The sequence below is a fragment of the Yinghuangia sp. YIM S09857 genome, from assembly GCF_051388915.1.
In the GTDB taxonomy this organism is placed as follows: Bacteria; Actinomycetota; Actinomycetes; order Streptomycetales; family Streptomycetaceae; genus Yinghuangia.
In genome coordinates, this window is sequence record NZ_JBPKBH010000003.1 from 409,318 (window position 1) to 424,819 (window position 15,502).

A 15,502-nucleotide genomic window follows, 5' to 3' on the forward strand; every position below is an offset into this window, starting at 1 on the left:
CGGGGGTTGTTCAGGGCTCGGCGAGGCACCGGGTCGTCCCCTCACTACTTCATGTCGGCATGGTTACGGGCGCGCCGCACCAGCACGAGACGCCGGCCTCGGGCTGTGCGGCACCGACCCGGCTCAGTAGGCGGCGGGTCATGACGAGTGCCAGGTCGGGTGTCAGGGCAGGCGATAGATAAACAGCAAGATCGTCAAGGTCCAGCTCAGCGGACGGCCCCTCCACCGTCGCGGCCACGCGTACGACAACGCACATGACTGTCCCCCAATGCAGCATCGGCAGCGGCACGTCGCCGATGGTGGAGGACAACGGCGGGAAAGGTACGGTAGCCCGTGCTGGCGCCAAATGGGATACCTTTCCCGCGTATTCACGCGAATCCGGAAAAGGTTGTATTGCGGTTAGGATTTTCTTCGGGGATTTATCTATTTTCGGGCTCGCGCCTTTTGCGCAGCGCGTCGGCCGTCGCTTCGAGCACACGCTGATCGGCGTCGGTGAGCCCCCGCCAGGTCTCGACCAAGCGTCGCTCGCGCGCATCGTCTGCCGGGGCTGGCAGCGGCAGCTTTGCAGCGGCGAACAACTGGCGGACGGTGACGGGGAGACCACCCCGCTCTGCGATCGCACGCAGCCGCTCGTGGTCTGTCGCACGCCGGGTCCCGTTGATCCACGCGGACAGAGTGGCCACAGGAACATCGGTACGGCGCGACAACTCGCTCTGGCTCATGTTGTCGGCGTCCTTCATGACGCGCTTGAGCAGCGTGCCAAGGTCTTCCGTGGGCTCGGGCGCCTGGTTCATGTGTAGAAGCTTCCCAACCGGCTTCTACAGGCGCAAGCAGGTGTAGAACGTTGTCCGGTTCTTGTCCTCCTCGTTAATCGAACGGGTGTGCGAACAGGAAATCACTGACTAGCCCATGCCGCAACAGGCCACAGCAGGCTTGACCAGCCTTCTACATCTACGGTAGAAGTAGAAAGGCAAGGTCAGTTCGCCCTCGGGGGCGTGCGGACCCAGCCAACCCGAGCTTGTAAGGACTGCAAATGCGACGACGGGACCACGGGCAGGCCATCCGCACGGCCATGAAGAGGGCTGGCCTGTCCATCCCCGCCCTCGCCCGCGCGACCCGCGAAGTCGACCCTGAGCGCAAGGGCGTAAGCCAGGCACTCATCGGCTTCCTGGTCTGCGCGGACGGCACGAGCGCACGAGACACATGCGGCACCCGTCCCGCGGCGCTGATCTCGCAGACGCTCAACCGCCCCACCAGCGCCCTCTTCATCGACGAACAGGGCACCACCATGCCCGCGGCTTCTACATCTACAGGAGAAGTGGACAATGACCAAGCCCAAGGCCGTGCCGATGGCCGCTGAGGACCCCCTCGGCTACTGGACGGCGGCGGAGTTCCGGAGCGTGCTCAAGATCAGCAAGTGGAGTTACGAGCGGCTGCGGGCCGCCGGTCTCCCGGTCATTCAGCCGAGCCCGAAGGTGATCCGGATTCCGATCGGTGAGGCCCGCGCGTGGCTCGCCGAGAACTCCCTCGCCGCCTGACCCACGCAGACGTGGCTGCGGGCCGCCTCATCTGCCCAGACCAGGCGGCCCGCTGCCTCCCCACCACACCCATTCGAGAGGTGGAGACATGCCCAACCATAAGAGACCGCGGTTGCTCGCCCGGGCGGCGTCCCGGGTCATCGCGCGGCACCACGCCGAACCGCCCGTCCCGGCCGTCCCGGTCGAGCAGCCGGCCGAGTCGCGCACGCAGGTGGCGGCCGCGCTCGCCGCGCTCGCCGTCCTGGACGCGGACCCCGCGGCGTCGGCGGTGTGCGCCTGGCGCATCTCCGAGTACGACGCGCAGATGCACGGCGGTCTCGTGACAGGCCAGTTGTCCGTCAACGGGCCGGACCGCGACGCGGCGTCGCTGGCGCTGCTTGCCGCGCTGGTGGACAAGTACGGCGGCACCGTCCACGAGGGCTCGCCGCTCGGTTCCGGCCGCGTTGAAGTCTCCGCCCGGTTCCAACTGTGCGGCGTAGGCGTCGTGATCTGGGACCTGCTGAAGCCGCTTGTCTGCTCTCGGTGCGGTGCGCCCGGTACCTGGACCGTGACGTTCACGTCGCGGGTGTGCCCGGACTGCGTCGAAGAGATCGACCGTGAAGACGCCGCGGCGACGAAGGCCACCCTGGGCACCCAGGGCGGGGTCACGTCGCCGGACGCGCTGGGGCTGGTCACTCTGCCGGACGACGACGTTCGTCGTGCGTACGTCGCCATCTGGCTGCCGAAGCTGCGCGAGCTGGTGCTCGCGGCCGGCGGGGTGTGGGTGCCGGAGCGCGTGTCGTGCGTGCTGATGGCGCAGTACCCGTCCGCGGTCATGACGATCACCCACGAGCGGGCGGTCGACCTGCTGTCCGCGCTCGCGTCCGAGGGCACGCTCGTCCTGGACGACCGCGAGGGCGCGGGATTCCCGCGCTGGACCGCAGCGTTGCCGGTGCTCCCGCCGGCGCCCCCGGTCCGGGAGTTCGACGCGGACGGCGCCGACCCGGACTTCGACTTCGAGTGCTCCGCCGTGCTGATCGGCGGGGAGCTGACGCACTGCGGCTGCCCGGGGTGCCAGGACCGCACGGACCTCAACCGCTCGGCGCCCGAGGTGGCGGAGTGAAGCGGCCCCGCCTGCGCCTGAGGCTGCGCACGCGCCCCGTCGTTCCGCAGGGCGGCCGCCGCGGCCTGTGGCTGACCGACACCCCGCGGCCGAACCACGCCGACTGCGACGGCGACGGCTGGTACCCGCAGGACTACGCCGACGAGCACGGCGAGTACGGCGGCACCAACGACGTGTTGTGCGGCTGCTGGTCCCCGGACCGCGTGTGGCGGATCGTGCCGATGCCCCGTGCCCGCCGCCGTCCGCCGCCCGGCGGCTACTCCGACGAACCGCCGTTCTAGGGAGGCCCGGTGACGAACCCCACCATGACTCTGACGCAGTGGTGCCGCATCTGGGTCAACACCGAGCGGGCGACGTGGCCCGCACTGGCCCGTCGGATCACCCCGGTGCACCTGCGCACGCGGATCCTGCCCGACCTCGGGCCGCTCCTCCTGACCGAGATCACGCCCGACCTGCTCGCCCAGCACGTCGTCGAGCGCCTGGCCGTGCACCGCGAGGTGCGGCCGGGCGACCTCCTGCCGACCCTGAGCGTGGCGGCCGAGATGCGGCTGCTCCGCCGCGTCCTCGACGCCGCGGTCGACGCCGGACACCTGGAGACCACCCCGGCCATCGCCGTGTACGTGCCGGACCGCGCGCCCGCCGCCGGGGGTGCCGAGTGAGCCGCAGCAAGGCCAACAGCCCGAACGCCGCGTCCAAGAGGTGGAACAAGGGAAAGGTCGGCACCCCGACCAGCGCGGCCGACAGGCCGCTGACCGCCACGTGCGGCACCGAGGGCTGCGGGATCCCGGAGGCCGTCGCCGACGAATCCGACCCCACCCTCTGGTCCTGGATCCTCGTCCGCGTCAACGGCTCGATCATGCACGGCCGTTGGTTCTGCTGCGCGGCGTGCGCGTACCACGGCATGGCCCTCGCCGAGCTGCGCATGGACGGTGCGCCGTGCTGATCGGAATCAAGGCCGCCACCCCGCGAAGGGGTGGCGGCCCCCGCCGCCACCTGCTGCGCCCCGTCACGCCGACCCTCGGTGACCTGCTCGCCGCCGACTGGCCCGGCCCCATCGACCACCCGCCTGTGAGGTACCGCCGCCGTGTCCATGTTCCTGCTCGCGTCGGCGATCACCGGGTGGGTCGTCGCGGCGGTCGCGTCCGCCAGGTACCTGGTGCTGCGGCACGCCTCGTACGGCGTGTGCTCCCGGTGCGGTGGCGCCCGGCTGCGGCCCGCGTACACCGCGACCTGCTCCGGCGGCGCGGCGCGATCGGCCGCGGCCTCACCGCCGCCTGCGCCCTGGCCACCCTCGCGGGCCTGATCGCGACCGCGGACCCGGACGCCCTGTACGTCGCGCTGTGGCTGGTCCTGCCGTCCGCGGCCGCGGTGGGCCTCGCGGTCTCGCTGCTGGTCCTCGGCGGACTGGCCTTCGACCGGCACCGGGCACGCCGCCAGGCCGCGCGCGGCGCCACCCCCACCCCTGCACCCCACACGCACCGGAGGTCACCGTGAACCGCATCCGCAGCTGGCTGTACGCCCTCTCGTTCCGCGTCGTGCGGTGCAGCTCCGACGACCTGCTGCGCGCGCGGCTGCGCGTCGCCGAGGCCCGCATCACGGCGCTGAAGCTCACCCTGGCGCACGTCGACTCGGGCGGCGCCATGGATGAGATCGAACGTCTGCGCGAACGCCTGGAGGAGGTCGCCCGGGAGCCGCGCAACCGGGTCCTGCTCGAACTGCAAGACCGCCTGGAGGAGTACCAGCGCCGCGACGAGGCCGCCGACGCGGCCGCGCGCACTGCGGCGTACGACCGCATCGCCGCCGAGTGGGAGCAGCACAAGAACGACCCGCTGACGGTGCTGCCCAACGAACCGCTCACCACGGGGCAGTTGGGGGCCATGCATTGGCTGGCCTCCCGCATCCCGCGGCCGCGCTGACCCGGGCCCGTCCGGCTGCGGCGACCGCACCCCGCGACGTCGACACGCCGGGCCTGCACATCCGCTGCGCCGTGCCGCACCGCCCCGCCACCGCGGCGGCGCGGTGCGGCCGGTGCGGCGACCAGTACACGGCGACCGGTGACCGCGCGGTCCTCGATCTGATGACCGCGGTGTGGCCGGCGCACCGAGAGGAGTGCGCATGTCGGCCGACCACGAGGGCCTGACCACCGACACGGTGTGGGCTGAGGTCACAGCCCGGTACGGCGGGCAGTGCGGGTGCAGCGGCCAGTGCGGCGCATCGCACCGCACCACCCGCGGCCGCTGCCCGCGCCTGCACTACGGCGACGGCAGCGCCAACCAGCGGCTCCTGGTCGTGCCGATCGACCCGCACGCCGCCGATCCCGCGGGCCGCTCCCCGATGCTGCTGATGGCCATCTGCCGGGCCTGCCACGACGGGTGGCGCCGCGAGCTGGACCGCGCCGACCGCGCGGCCGCCGCCGAGGCCGACCAACTGAACCTGTTCGGCGACCCGCCGTGCACCACCCCACCCTGTCCCGACCCTGACGAGACCGCAGCCCCCGCGCGCCCCCCGGCGCTCCCGGCCGCGGCGGTCAGCGTGCGCGCCGTGATCCGCCTCACCGACGAACTCACCGCCGCGCACGCCGCCGGAATCCACCTCCCTATCCCACCGAACGCCTACGTGATGTGGGACCCCGCCCGGCACCGCTACGTCGCCACCGCCGGTCTCACGGTCCCCCCCGACAGCCCCCACACCGACGCCTGACCACCCCGAGCAGGGTGCCCGGCCGCGCCCCCCGCAGTCGGGCACCCGCCCCTCCACGAACGGACCACCGATGGCACCACGGGGACACGCGTTCATCTACACCGCGATCTGGAACGACCCGGACTACCGCAACCTCACGATGCCCGCGCAATGGATGTACGAGTACCTGCTCAGCCAGGAGGACCTGTCGCGCGCCGGGCACATCGCGCTGCGCCCGCGCCGCTGGTCGCAGTCCGCCCGCGGCCTCACCCTCGACCACATCGCGGACGCCCTACGCGAACTCGTGGCGGCACGCTACGTCCTGGTGGACAGCGACACCGAGGAACTGCTGATCCGGACGTTCGTCTTCCACGACAAGATCTGGAAGCAGCCCAAGATGATGGGCACCGCCGCCGTCGAGGCCGCGCTAATCACGTCGCCGCGGCTGCGGGCCGCGCTCGCCGTCGAGATGGGCCGCATCCCCCTCGACGAACTCAGCGACACCGCGACCACCGACGCGAAGGGCAACCGGACCCCGTCGCCGCGCGCGCAGGTCGCCGGCCACATCGCCGCCATCCGCCGCCTGGCCCACCCCGACGGCGACGGGCCGGGCCGCCGCCCTCCCCGTCCCGGCCCCCCTCAGCACGGGGACCACGGCGACCGTGGCCACCCCCCACACGACGGGGCAGCGCAGCCCACCGCAGCCCCCTCGGCACACGCTGCCCACGCCCCTGCCCAGGGGCCTGCCGACCCCCCTCCGAACCCCCCTGCCGAGGGTTCCGGCCCGCTCGCGGAGGCCTCGCCCGCCCCGGACTGCACCAACCGCGACGAGCCCGAGAACACGCAGGTCACAAGCCCTCCCGACCCCCCTGCCGAGGGGGGTCCCGAGGGGGGTCCGCAGGGCCTCTCACGTGCGCACGCGCACGCGGGTACGCGCGCCGCCCCTATCCCCTTTCCCCATACCCCAGAGAGAGTTCCTGAGGTAACCCACCACGCGCCCGCGCGCGAGGCCGCTGCCCTCTCTCTCGACTGGCAGCCCGGTGAGCAGGCCCGCGCCGCGGCCGCCGCCGTGGCCGGACACCTGACCGCCGACCAGGTCGCGCACGCCACGCGGAAGTTCCTCGCGTGGGCGGTCGGCAAGTCGATGCCCGACGCCGACGCCGCGTGGGTGCTCTGGCTGTCCCGCGAACGCCCCGACCGGCCGCGCCCGGACCAGGCGCCGACCTACACCGCCGCCCCGTACGGCGACGTGACCGCCCGCATCGACGCGATCCGCGCCGAGGACCAGGCCGCCGACGACGCCGCGCCCGCCCGACACCTGCACGCCGTCCCCGACACCGCCCCGCCGCCCGCCGACGTCCACGCGCACGCCGACGGCATCCGCCAGGCCATGCGCGACCGCCTCACCCGCACCGCCTGATCCACCCGACCCGAACGGAGCACACCGCCCATGACCGACCTCGACCTGCCCGCCCTGACCGTGCACACCGCGCTCGCCGAGCACGACCAGGACGTCTGCGTCCGCGACCACTACGGCATCCCCGGCACCCCCGCCGTCGTCGCCGACGCCTACGAGCGGATCCTGACCCAACACCTGCCCGCCCTGCTCGCCGACCACCGCGCGCACACCGCCCTCAAGGATGAGCACAAGCTGCTCGCCGCCCGGCTCGACGACGTCCGCGCCGCCACCGTCAGGCACATCGCCCGAGTCCTGGACCTCGCCGGCCTGCCTGCCGCTGCCGAACTCGTCCGCACCGAACCCGCGCGCACCGCCGACCCCGACCACATCGATGTCGGGCCGCTGCTGTGAGACCACCCAGTCACCGCCCTGCCCCACCGGCGCCGCCGAGGCTCGCACCTGCCCCACCACCCGACCCAGACGAAGGCATGACCATGACCGCACACCCGACGCTCACCCAGCGCATCCTCAAGCGGTGGGCCGCACACGCCCCCCGCCACGGCGTCACCCTCGACCCCGCGGCGGCTGGCATCCTCGCCTCGATCGCCGCCGAGACCGCCATCGCCCCCGACCGGATGCCGCCCGGCGAATCACGCGAGCCGGAAGAGACGCTGAGCCGCCGCGAGCGCGAGGTCCTGCTTGTCCTCGCCTGCGGCCTCAGCACAGCCGAGATGGCACACGAGCTGTACCTGTCGCCCGACACCATCCGCAGCCACTGTGCCCGCATCTACAGGCGCCTTGGTGTCTCCAGCCGCCTCGACGCGGTCCTGGCCGCACTCTCCCGCGGCGACCTCGACCTGCCTACCATCCTCGCCGCCCGAGCCGCCCACCACGACCGCACCCAGATGGCCGCGGTCACACCGATTCGGCAGGCGATGTGACCACCCCCGACCCGACCACCCCGAGGCCCGACCTCGCCGCACTTCAACAGCGCATCGACGAACAGGCCGCCGCGCTCAACCGTGTACGCGAAATCGCCACCCGGGCCCGGCTCTTCACCCACGCCCACCAGCCCACCCAGGTCACCGTCCGCGTGATCGGCGACACCGTCCTGCGGGCCCTCGACGGCACCGAACCCCCCGCCCCCCGCGACGCGGGGGACACCTGGCCGCCGCCCGTCATCGGCACACGGCGCCTCGCCCGCCGCTACGACCACCTCGCGCCCCCGCCCGGAGCCTGAAAGGACACAGCAGATGACCGACACCGGCACCCTCCGCGCCGCCGCCACTCGACTCCGCGACCTTGCTGCCGCCGCGTCCGAACACGGCGACCCGCCCTGGTCCTACGCCGACCGCACCCGGACCAGCGGCGCCCTCCGCTACGCCGACCGCGACCTGATCCTCCGCGGCGGCTCCACCGGCCGCGGCGACGGGCCACGCGTCCACCGCGCCACCGGCATCTGGATCGCCACTTTCGACCCCACCCTCGGCTTGCTGATCGCCGACTGGCTGGACCACGACGCCGACACCGGCCACCCCAGCGACGCAGCGCTGCACGTCGCGCGCGCAGTCCTCGACGACCCTGCCGGGCCCTGACACCACGGTGGGGGGGGCGCCNCGCCGACTGGCTGGACCACGACGCCGACACCGGCCACCCCAGCGACGCAGCGCTGCACGTCGCGCGCGCAGTCCTCGACGACCCTGCCGGGCCCTGACACCACGGTGGGCCCGCCTCCTGCACCGAGGCGGGCCCACCGACCGTCACACCGACCGCATGACGCGCCGAGCGTACGACCCGCAGGAGACACACCCCATGGACGCCATCGAGCACCTGTCCACCATCCGCCGCCTGTGGCCCCTCCTGGACACCACGCCCGGCCGCGGCCGCCGCGACCCCGTACGCGAAACCACCGCCGCGGCCCGCGCCCGGGCGCTGGAGCGCTGGCAGGACGAGCAGACCGACAAGCTGGCCGGCGCTGTCGGCCGCGGCGCGAGCCCGGCCGCGTGCAACCTCGACGTGGTCGACACCAAGATCACGGTCCAGGAAAGGCTGTTCGAGCTCGCGGACCAGGTCGCCGAGCGCACCCAGCTCCCCGAACCGCGGCCGCGCCGACAGCGCATCACCCGCGTCAGCCTCTCCCGCGTCGTGTCCTCGGTGGTCATCCACCGCCAGCCCGACACCTGGCCCGACGACGACCGGTGGCGCTACTCCGCCTCGTACGGACGCGGAGTGCCATGGGCCTGCACCTGGCTGATCAACGCGTACGCGAACAGCCTGCCGATCGACCTGAACGACGCGGTCGACGCCGCGGCCGAGGCCTGCGCCCACCGCGTCCGCACCGCCTACGAAGGCCAGACCGTACGCGATGCCGGACCGTGCCCCGCCTGCCGAACACCCATGACCGTCGCCCCGTGGGACGAACTCATCACCTGCCCCGGCTGCCGCACCTCCTACGGGCGTCGGCAGTGGCTGCGCATCGCCGCCGGGCGCCGCGCATGACCCGTCCCATGCTGCCCAGCCGCATCATGACCACCGCCCTGGCCGCAGAGGCCGCCGGAGTCGCCCCCGCCACCATCCGCGACTGGCGCCGCCGCGGCCTCCTCATCCCGTGCGGCGGCACCCCGAGGCGGCCCCTGTTCCGCATGGAGGACGTCGCCGCCGCGCAAGCCGCCGCCAAGCCACGCCGCAAACGCGAACGTACTTGACCGCCGCGCGATCAGACCTGATCATGGGCGGGCCACGATCTTTTCAGCAGGTAGCCCCTGCCCAGACGCCATTCCGAGAGCCCCGCGCCCACCGGCCCGGGGCTCTCGCGCGTCCGCCCGACCGTGCACCGCCTCGCTCGCCCGGAAGGGCGTATGCGACCCGCACCTAGGAGCAACCCCATGCCGGACTGGACCCTTCACCACGGAGACGCCCTCACCACGCTGCCCACCCTCGCCGCCGACTCCGTCGACTGCGTCGTCACCGACCCGCCCTACAACTCCGGCGGCCGCACGACCGGCGAGCGCATCAATGCCGCAGCCCGGGACAAGTACGTGACCGGCGATGCGAAGCACACCCTCCCGGACTTCACCGGCGACAACCGCGACCAGCGCTCCTACACGGCCTGGCTGTCGATGGTCCTCGCCGAGTGCCTGCGCATCGCCCGCCCCGGCGCGTCCTGCCTCGTCTTCACCGACTGGCGCCAACTTCCCGCAACCACGGACGCCGTGCAGGCCGGCGGCTGGACATGGCGCGGCATCGTCCCCTGGCGCAAACCCAACTGCCGCCCCCAGCGCGACGGCTTCCGGCGCGCCTGCGAATACGTCGTGTGGGGTAGCCGCGGCCCGCTCGCCGCGCACCCGACCCCGGTGTACCTGCCGGGCATCGTCGAGGGGTCGCAGCCGAGCGGCAAGGACCGGCGGCACATCACGCAGAAGCCCGAGGCCGTGATGCGCGAACTGGTGAAGGTGTGCATCCCGGGCGGCGTGGTGTTGGACCCGTTCGCGGGGTCGGGCACGACCGGCGCCGCTGCGCTCGCGGAGGGGCGCAGCTTCGTCGGCATCGAACTGTCCGAGCAGTACGCCGACATCAGCCGCGATCGATTCGGCCTCGGCGCGTAACGCGCACCCCTGGACGCCCTGGCCCTCGCGGGTCGCTACCGACAGAGACCAGGGCAGGGCGGGCGGTACACCGGTAGCTCCGGCAACCGCCCGCCCCGGCACAACCCCGAGGCCGCCTCGGCAGTCCAACCCCTATGCGACGCATCCACCTCGGGATCGCGGCCGCCGCCACCGCCCTGCTACTTGCGGGCTGCGGCAGCGACGACAGCGACACAGCAGACACCGCCGGGAACAGCACGCCGACCACCGCGGCCGCCAGCCCGCCGGCGCCTCCGCCGTCCGACCTTCCACCGGAGCAGCGCGCGAGCATCCAGGCCGCCGCCGGGATCCCGCCCGCCCCGGACGCCGCGACGCAAGCTGCCTACGCCGCGGACCTGAACAAGATCAACCCGAAGATCGTGGACGGCAAGACCGAGCGCGCGGTCGACCGCGGCCGCAACGTGTGCAGCGACCTCGCCAACGGCAAAGACCACGCGAAGGTCATCGAGAACCTGCAATACCGGTTCGGCAGCGGCGCCTTGACGATCAGCGACACCGAGGCCGAGAAGATCCTCACCGCGATCACGACGCACATCTGCCCGTAACCCCAGAACCACCAACCGAGTTAGTTGGAACGAGGCCCCGCGAGCGCATCCCCGTCGCTCCGGGGCCTTCCCCATGCCTGGCTGCCGCGCCGGTCCCCACACCGGGACGCCGAGGACGGCGCGGCAGCCGGCCACCCCGCGCCGAGGAGGTAGGTGTGCCCACCAACTTCGCCGACATCGCGCGCGGCGAGTCCTGGTCCGTCGAGTTCGGCGTGCAGAACGCCGCCGAGCAACCGGTCGACCTCGGCGAACGGAAGGTCACCTTCGTCCTCCGGGAGAAGGGCCGACAACGCGCCTGCGTCGTGCGCACCGACCACGGCACCAGCGTCGGCGGCTCGATGGTCGTCGACGCCGCGGCCGGGCTGATCGTCGTCACCATCGACCCCGACGTCACCCTCGCCGTTGGGTCCGCTGACTGGGGCCTGTGGCTGGACGAGAAGACCAGCACCGCCGACGCCCTGGAGCGCGGCAAGTGGCAGACCGTATACGTGCCGAGGTCCGACGATGAGTGACATCAAAGTCCTGGTCATCAAGGAGCCCACGCGCGTCACCGTCGCCGCCGCCGGCACGCCCGGTGCGCGCGGCGAGCCGGGCCCGCCCGGGCAGGACGGCGGCACGGGACCCCAGGGCGACACCGGCCCCGCCGGGCCGCCAGGAGTCGACGGAGCGCCCGGCGCGGACGGGGCGCCAGGCACGTTCGCCCTCCCCACCGACTGGTCGGCAGACGTCACCTACAGCCCCGGCGCATCCGTCCGGCACGCGGGCTGCCTCAGCGTTGCCAAGCGCGAGAACATCGGCGTCCAGCCGCCCGAGATGCTCGGCACCAGCTACCGGTGGCGCGGCGACATCACGCCGACCACCCCGACTAGCAGCGAGACAACCGCCGTCGAGACCGGCCTGTTGTGCGAGCTGACGCGTCCCTGCCGCATCCCGACCATCCGCTTCTGGAAGTCCGGCGCCGCGGCCGGGAGCGTGCACATCGCCCGGGTCTGGCGTTACGCCGACGGCACCCTGCTCGACGAGGCCACCAGCGTCAGCGAGCCGACCGGGCCCGCGTGGGCACCGATCACCATGGCGACCCAGCCGATCATCCCCGCAGGCACCGAGATCGTGATCGCCGTCTCCAACCCGAACGGCAGGTACGGCAACACCCTCAACAGCCTGATCAACGGGCCCGTCAAGGTCGGCTCCATCATCGGCAAGCGCTGCCTCTTCAACACGAGCGTCGGCGCCATGCCCAACCAGGAACTCACCGGCTCGTTCGCCGGGAACCTGTACGCCGTCGACCCCACCATCGCGCCCGTCGACACCGGCCTGGACGACTGGGAACTCCTGGTCCGCGGCCTGCCTGCGTAAGGGGACGCCATGCCCACGCGTGCGCCCAGACGCTGCACCACCCCAGCCTGTCCGCGCGACCCCGAGCCAGGCACCGCCAAGTGCGCCCGCTGCGCCACACCGCGGCCGCGCCCCTCGGCCGCCGCGCAGGGATACGGCCCAGAGCACGAACGCCGCTTCCGGGTGGGCGTGTTGGCCAAGCACCCGACGTGCGTGTGTGAGGACACCGACCACGGACACGACGCACCATGCGGCCGCACCTCCCAACACGCCGACCACTGGCCGCTGTCCAAGCGGGAGTTGATCGCACGGGGGATGGACGACAACCACCCCAACTACGGCCGAGGCCTGTGCCCCCAGTGCCACAGCAAGCACACCGCACGCGAACAGCCAGGAGGCTGGCACGCCGAGCCTCCCCCGTTCTGACCCGAGAGGACCACACCGATGAAGCCCACCCTGGGGCGGATCGTCCACTACCGCGGCAAGCAGGGGCGCCTGGCCATGCGCCCCGCCATCGTCACCGGCACGGTCGACAGCGTCACCCCCGAGGGCATCGCCTGCGGCGACGTACCCGCCCTCGACTCCGACGAGCACGTGCACCTGTGGGTGTTCACCCCCGGCGCCTCGGGCGGGTTCCCCGAGTTCAACGTGCCGCTCGGGGAGCCGCGCGAGCACCAGCCCGGCCAGGAGATCCCGCCCGGCTCGTGGTGCTGGCCGCCTCGCGTTCCGTGACATCCGCTTCCGCGAACGAGAATTCGATCTTCCTTCGCTCGCTCAGCGTGACGGGGAGGGCGGGTCAGATTTCTGGCATCGGGGGACGTCGGAACGCGGGGGGGAGCCCAGCATCGCGTCCACGAGTTTTCGGATCCGCCGTACCAGGGCCTTTTGGCCACGCTGTGTGACGGTTTGCGACGAATCGGAGGTGCACGGTGGGGAAGCGCGGAACGGCGCCGGCGCCGACGGCGCTCAAGCTGCTGCACGGCGTCGACAAGAAGAACCCGGGCCGCGTCAACCGCGAGGAACCGCAGCCCACCGAGGGCGACATCGCGCCGCCGGCCTGGCTGTCCGAGACCGCGGTCGAGGTGTGGCACATCCTCGCCGACGACCTGGTCGACCGCGGCGTCCTGACGGCGTGGGACGTCGAGGCTTACGCGGCGTGGTGCGACGCCGTCGCGCGCCGCGCCCGGGCGGCCGAGCGCCTGGCCGCTGAGGGCGAGGTCGTCGAGCACCCGGTGTTCAACAAGAACGGCGAGATCACCGGGCACCGCCTCGGGAAGAACCCGTGGCTCCTGGTCCTCGACGGCGCGGACGCGCAAGTGCAGCGCTACGCCGCGCGGTTCGGCCTCACCCCCTCCGACCGCGGACAGCTGAAGATCGGCGGGGCCGAGGCGCCGGGCGGGGCGGAGCGGCTGCTGTCCTGACCGGGAGGGGACGATGGCCGCGCGCACCACCACCCGCCCCGCCGCGAAGTCGCCGCGCACGGCGACCCCGAGGAGGCCGCCGTCGCGGCGCCGCTCGCCGGTGGTCAACCACCACAAGCGGTGGCGGCCGAGCAGCCGCGCGGGCGGGGTGTGCGGGTACACCCTGGACGGGAAGACGTGCCTGCGCCGCGGGGCGCACTACTGCGAACCGCGCGCGGACAAGGTCGTCGCGTTCTTCCGCGAGCTGCTGGTGCACCCGGCCGGCGCGTTCGCCGGTACCCGCTTCGAGCCGGGGGCCTGGCAGGAACACGAGATCCTGCGGCCGCTGTTCGGCGAGGTCGTCTACAGCCGCCAGTGGCGCCGGTACGTGCGCCGGTACACCCGCGCCACGATCGTCATGGCGCGCAAGAACGGCAAGTCCGCGCTCCTGTCGGGGATCGCGCTCTACATGCTGGTCGGCGACGACGAGCAGTCGGCCGAGGTGTACGGCGCGGCGGCGAACACCCGCCAGGCCGGGAAGGTCTTCGAGCCCGCGACCAAGATGGTCCGCCGCTCGCCGGTGCTGGCCAAGCGGCTGCTGCACAACAAGGCGACGCGGCGGCTCATCGATGAGAAGACCGGGTCGCACTACGAGGTCATCCCGGCGGACGCCGACGTCGAGCTCGGCCACAACCCGCACTGCTTCATCCTCGACGAGGTCCTGTCCCAGCCGGACGGGTCGCTGTGGGAGGCGATGCGCACCGCGGCCGGCGCACGGTGCCAGCCGCTGATGATCGCGATCACCACCGAGACGAAGGACGGCACCAGCTTCGGGGCCGACTTCATCGACGAGGCCGACCGCGTCCAGGCGCAGCCCGACCGCGCCGCGCACCACTTCGCATTCGTGCGCAAGACACCGCGCACACGCGACGAACTCGACCAGTTGCACCGGCTGTTCCCCGGCCGCCGGGACCTGCCGATCTCCCTCGACCCGTGGGACGAACGCAACTGGTCCTGGTCCAACCCCGCGCTCGGCAGCTTCCTGTCCCTTCAGGCGCTGCGTGAGGAGGCGGAGGAGGCCCGCCGGTCTCCGAAGCTGGAGAACGCGTTCAGGCAGTTCCGTCTGAACCAGCGCGTGAGCCAGGTGACGCGCTGGATCCCGATGGACCTGTGGGACGCGAACTGCCGCGAGATCGCGCCGACTCCGGAGTGGGCCGCCGAGCGGCTGATCGGGCAGCAGTGCTGGGGCGGCCTGGACCTGTCCTCGAAGTTGGACCTGACGGCGTGGTCGTTGACCTTCCCCGGCGGCGAGGTGCTGTGGCGGTTCTGGGCGCCGGAGTCGGTAACCGAGCTGCTGGACGGGCCGACGAACGGCGCGTACACGCGTTGGGTGCAGGACGGGTGGATTACCGAGACCGAGGGCGACACGATCGACTACGACCGCATCTACGGCGACGTCGAGGTCGACCACGGCCGGTTCCGGATCATCGACGTCACCTACGACAAGTGGTGCGGTGAGCCGGTCCGGCAGGAGATCGAGAAGCGCACCCGCCTGAAGATGGTGGAGTCCAACACCACCTTCGCGCGGATGACCGGGCCGATGGCCGAGCTGATGCGGCAGCTCAAGGGCACCGAGATGGAGCACTTCGGCAACCCGGTCGCGCGATGGATGGCGGACAACATCGAGTGCAAGCGGCCCCGTGACGACCCGGACCGCATGCGCCCCGTGAAGCCCGACCGGGACAAGACGTTCAAACGCATCGACGGCCTGCCCGCGCAGTTGTTCGCGATCGACGGCCGTATGCGCGGGCTGCCGAAACCGTCGATCTACGAGACCCAGGGCATGGCCCTGTGACACAA

At 72.4% G+C, this 15,502-nt stretch carries 26 protein-coding genes; 24 read left to right on the forward strand and 2 right to left on the reverse strand.

Translation table 11 applies throughout. The features are described 5' to 3' along the window. Positions 1-49: 49 nt before the first annotated feature. Together ACRX5S_RS07785 and ACRX5S_RS07790 are read right to left on the reverse strand one after the other, a co-directional pair. Positions 50-310: a hypothetical protein gene (locus ACRX5S_RS07785; RefSeq protein ID WP_436772032.1), complete on the reverse strand. Its 261-nt coding sequence runs from the start codon at positions 308-310 to the stop codon at positions 50-52. 109 nt (positions 311-419) lie between these two features. After that, positions 420-794, reverse strand: coding sequence for a helix-turn-helix domain-containing protein (locus ACRX5S_RS07790; RefSeq protein WP_436772033.1), 375 nt, complete (start codon positions 792-794; stop codon positions 420-422). Between the two features lie 239 nt (positions 795-1,033). Here ACRX5S_RS07790 and ACRX5S_RS07795 point away from each other — a divergent pair, with 239 nt between their 5' ends. The 24 genes from ACRX5S_RS07795 to ACRX5S_RS07910 all read left to right on the forward strand — a co-directional run bounded on the left by ACRX5S_RS07795 (position 1,034) and on the right by ACRX5S_RS07910 (position 15,497). Further along, positions 1,034-1,360, forward strand: coding sequence for an XRE family transcriptional regulator (locus ACRX5S_RS07795; RefSeq protein ID WP_436772034.1), 327 nt, complete (start codon positions 1,034-1,036; stop codon positions 1,358-1,360). Continuing rightward, entirely contained in the window at positions 1,326-1,538 is a 213-nt protein-coding gene (locus tag ACRX5S_RS07800; protein WP_436772035.1) for a hypothetical protein, read from the forward strand. The genes ACRX5S_RS07795 and ACRX5S_RS07800 overlap by 35 nt, the downstream gene beginning before the upstream one ends. 88 nt (positions 1,539-1,626) lie before the next feature. Continuing rightward, on the forward strand, positions 1,627-2,640 hold the full coding sequence (locus tag ACRX5S_RS07805) for a hypothetical protein (RefSeq protein ID WP_436772036.1): 1,014 nt from the start codon (positions 1,627-1,629) through the stop codon (positions 2,638-2,640). After that, entirely contained in the window at positions 2,637-2,921 is a 285-nt protein-coding gene (locus tag ACRX5S_RS07810) for a hypothetical protein (protein WP_436772037.1), read from the forward strand. Before ACRX5S_RS07805 ends, ACRX5S_RS07810 begins: the two co-directional genes overlap by 4 nt. 9 nt (positions 2,922-2,930) lie before the next feature. Then, the gene (locus ACRX5S_RS07815) at positions 2,931-3,299 is read left to right on the forward strand and encodes a hypothetical protein (protein ID WP_436772038.1); all 369 of its coding nucleotides are present in this window, start codon (positions 2,931-2,933) and stop codon (positions 3,297-3,299) included. Beyond that, positions 3,296-3,583 (forward strand): hypothetical protein, encoded by a 288-nt coding sequence (locus ACRX5S_RS07820; protein ID WP_436772039.1) that lies wholly within the window; start codon positions 3,296-3,298, stop codon positions 3,581-3,583. The genes ACRX5S_RS07815 and ACRX5S_RS07820 overlap by 4 nt, the downstream gene beginning before the upstream one ends. A 239-nt stretch (positions 3,584-3,822) precedes the next feature. After that, positions 3,823-4,134 carry a hypothetical protein gene (locus ACRX5S_RS07825; protein WP_436772040.1) on the forward strand — a complete coding sequence of 104 codons (312 nt, stop codon included), beginning with the start codon at positions 3,823-3,825 and terminating at the stop codon, positions 4,132-4,134. Further along, a complete protein-coding gene (locus ACRX5S_RS07830) occupies positions 4,131-4,556 on the forward strand; it encodes a hypothetical protein (protein WP_436772041.1) in 426 nt (141 codons plus the stop codon). The genes ACRX5S_RS07825 and ACRX5S_RS07830 overlap by 4 nt, the downstream gene beginning before the upstream one ends. A 199-nt stretch (positions 4,557-4,755) precedes the next feature. Next, entirely contained in the window at positions 4,756-5,340 is a 585-nt protein-coding gene (locus ACRX5S_RS07835; protein WP_436772042.1) for a hypothetical protein, read from the forward strand. Positions 5,341-5,410: 70 nt separating this feature from the next. Further along, positions 5,411-6,739, forward strand: a complete 1,329-nt coding sequence (locus ACRX5S_RS07840; protein ID WP_436772043.1) for a hypothetical protein — start codon at positions 5,411-5,413, stop codon at positions 6,737-6,739. A 30-nt stretch (positions 6,740-6,769) separates the two neighbouring features. Further along, positions 6,770-7,129 (forward strand): hypothetical protein, encoded by a 360-nt coding sequence (locus tag ACRX5S_RS07845; protein WP_436772044.1) that lies wholly within the window; start codon positions 6,770-6,772, stop codon positions 7,127-7,129. A gap of 83 nt (positions 7,130-7,212) precedes the next feature. Further along, positions 7,213-7,659 carry a helix-turn-helix domain-containing protein gene (locus tag ACRX5S_RS07850; protein ID WP_436772045.1) on the forward strand — a complete coding sequence of 149 codons (447 nt, stop codon included), beginning with the start codon at positions 7,213-7,215 and terminating at the stop codon, positions 7,657-7,659. Further along, entirely contained in the window at positions 7,656-7,958 is a 303-nt protein-coding gene (locus ACRX5S_RS07855; RefSeq protein ID WP_436772046.1) for a hypothetical protein, read from the forward strand. Before ACRX5S_RS07850 ends, ACRX5S_RS07855 begins: the two co-directional genes overlap by 4 nt. Positions 7,959-7,971: 13 nt before the next feature. Continuing rightward, positions 7,972-8,313 (forward strand): hypothetical protein, encoded by a 342-nt coding sequence (locus tag ACRX5S_RS07860; RefSeq protein ID WP_436772047.1) that lies wholly within the window; start codon positions 7,972-7,974, stop codon positions 8,311-8,313. Between the two features lie 178 nt (positions 8,314-8,491). Then, complete coding sequence (locus ACRX5S_RS07865) at positions 8,492-9,217, forward strand: hypothetical protein (protein ID WP_436772048.1); 726 nt, start codon at positions 8,492-8,494, stop codon at positions 9,215-9,217. Beyond that, a complete protein-coding gene (locus ACRX5S_RS07870; RefSeq protein WP_436772049.1) occupies positions 9,214-9,423 on the forward strand; it encodes a MerR family transcriptional regulator in 210 nt (69 codons plus the stop codon). Before ACRX5S_RS07865 ends, ACRX5S_RS07870 begins: the two co-directional genes overlap by 4 nt. Positions 9,424-9,603: 180 nt before the next feature. After that, the gene (locus ACRX5S_RS07875; RefSeq protein ID WP_436772050.1) at positions 9,604-10,323 is read left to right on the forward strand and encodes a DNA-methyltransferase; all 720 of its coding nucleotides are present in this window, start codon (positions 9,604-9,606) and stop codon (positions 10,321-10,323) included. A 134-nt stretch (positions 10,324-10,457) separates the two neighbouring features. Further along, a complete protein-coding gene (locus ACRX5S_RS07880; RefSeq protein WP_436772051.1) occupies positions 10,458-10,907 on the forward strand; it encodes a DUF732 domain-containing protein in 450 nt (149 codons plus the stop codon). Between the two features lie 155 nt (positions 10,908-11,062). Beyond that, positions 11,063-11,419 carry a hypothetical protein gene (locus ACRX5S_RS07885; RefSeq protein WP_436772052.1) on the forward strand — a complete coding sequence of 119 codons (357 nt, stop codon included), beginning with the start codon at positions 11,063-11,065 and terminating at the stop codon, positions 11,417-11,419. Beyond that, positions 11,412-12,263, forward strand: a complete 852-nt coding sequence (locus ACRX5S_RS07890) for a DUF4082 domain-containing protein (RefSeq protein ID WP_436772053.1) — start codon at positions 11,412-11,414, stop codon at positions 12,261-12,263. Before ACRX5S_RS07885 ends, ACRX5S_RS07890 begins: the two co-directional genes overlap by 8 nt. Positions 12,264-12,272: 9 nt before the next feature. Beyond that, positions 12,273-12,668 (forward strand): holin, encoded by a 396-nt coding sequence (locus ACRX5S_RS07895; RefSeq protein ID WP_436772054.1) that lies wholly within the window; start codon positions 12,273-12,275, stop codon positions 12,666-12,668. Between the two features lie 18 nt (positions 12,669-12,686). Next, entirely contained in the window at positions 12,687-12,974 is a 288-nt protein-coding gene (locus ACRX5S_RS07900; RefSeq protein ID WP_436772055.1) for a hypothetical protein, read from the forward strand. A gap of 197 nt (positions 12,975-13,171) precedes the next feature. Beyond that, on the forward strand, positions 13,172-13,663 hold the full coding sequence (locus ACRX5S_RS07905; protein ID WP_436772056.1) for a phage terminase small subunit P27 family: 492 nt from the start codon (positions 13,172-13,174) through the stop codon (positions 13,661-13,663). Positions 13,664-13,676: 13 nt separating this feature from the next. Then, positions 13,677-15,497: a terminase large subunit gene (locus tag ACRX5S_RS07910; protein WP_436772057.1), complete on the forward strand. Its 1,821-nt coding sequence runs from the start codon at positions 13,677-13,679 to the stop codon at positions 15,495-15,497. Positions 15,498-15,502: the final 5 nt, after the last annotated feature.

Excerpts from the sequence above, each read along its gene's own strand:
- ACRX5S_RS07790 (WP_436772033.1), bottom strand. The coding sequence starts at position 794 with ATGAACCAGGCGCCCGAGCCCACGGAAGACCTTGGCACGCTGCTCAAG.
- ACRX5S_RS07795 (WP_436772034.1), top strand. The coding sequence starts at position 1,034 with ATGCGACGACGGGACCACGGGCAGGCCATCCGCACGGCCATGAAGAGG.
- ACRX5S_RS07800 (WP_436772035.1), top strand. The coding sequence starts at position 1,326 with ATGACCAAGCCCAAGGCCGTGCCGATGGCCGCTGAGGACCCCCTCGGC.
- ACRX5S_RS07805 (WP_436772036.1), top strand. The coding sequence starts at position 1,627 with ATGCCCAACCATAAGAGACCGCGGTTGCTCGCCCGGGCGGCGTCCCGG.
- ACRX5S_RS07835 (WP_436772042.1), top strand. The coding sequence starts at position 4,756 with ATGTCGGCCGACCACGAGGGCCTGACCACCGACACGGTGTGGGCTGAG.
- ACRX5S_RS07840 (WP_436772043.1), top strand. The coding sequence starts at position 5,411 with ATGGCACCACGGGGACACGCGTTCATCTACACCGCGATCTGGAACGAC.
- ACRX5S_RS07845 (WP_436772044.1), top strand. The coding sequence starts at position 6,770 with ATGACCGACCTCGACCTGCCCGCCCTGACCGTGCACACCGCGCTCGCC.
- ACRX5S_RS07850 (WP_436772045.1), top strand. The coding sequence starts at position 7,213 with ATGACCGCACACCCGACGCTCACCCAGCGCATCCTCAAGCGGTGGGCC.
- ACRX5S_RS07860 (WP_436772047.1), top strand. The coding sequence starts at position 7,972 with ATGACCGACACCGGCACCCTCCGCGCCGCCGCCACTCGACTCCGCGAC.
- ACRX5S_RS07865 (WP_436772048.1), top strand. The coding sequence starts at position 8,492 with ATGACGCGCCGAGCGTACGACCCGCAGGAGACACACCCCATGGACGCC.
- ACRX5S_RS07870 (WP_436772049.1), top strand. The coding sequence starts at position 9,214 with ATGACCCGTCCCATGCTGCCCAGCCGCATCATGACCACCGCCCTGGCC.
- ACRX5S_RS07875 (WP_436772050.1), top strand. The coding sequence starts at position 9,604 with ATGCCGGACTGGACCCTTCACCACGGAGACGCCCTCACCACGCTGCCC.
- ACRX5S_RS07880 (WP_436772051.1), top strand. The coding sequence starts at position 10,458 with ATGCGACGCATCCACCTCGGGATCGCGGCCGCCGCCACCGCCCTGCTA.
- ACRX5S_RS07890 (WP_436772053.1), top strand. The coding sequence starts at position 11,412 with ATGAGTGACATCAAAGTCCTGGTCATCAAGGAGCCCACGCGCGTCACC.
- ACRX5S_RS07895 (WP_436772054.1), top strand. The coding sequence starts at position 12,273 with ATGCCCACGCGTGCGCCCAGACGCTGCACCACCCCAGCCTGTCCGCGC.
- ACRX5S_RS07900 (WP_436772055.1), top strand. The coding sequence starts at position 12,687 with ATGAAGCCCACCCTGGGGCGGATCGTCCACTACCGCGGCAAGCAGGGG.
- ACRX5S_RS07910 (WP_436772057.1), top strand. The coding sequence starts at position 13,677 with ATGGCCGCGCGCACCACCACCCGCCCCGCCGCGAAGTCGCCGCGCACG.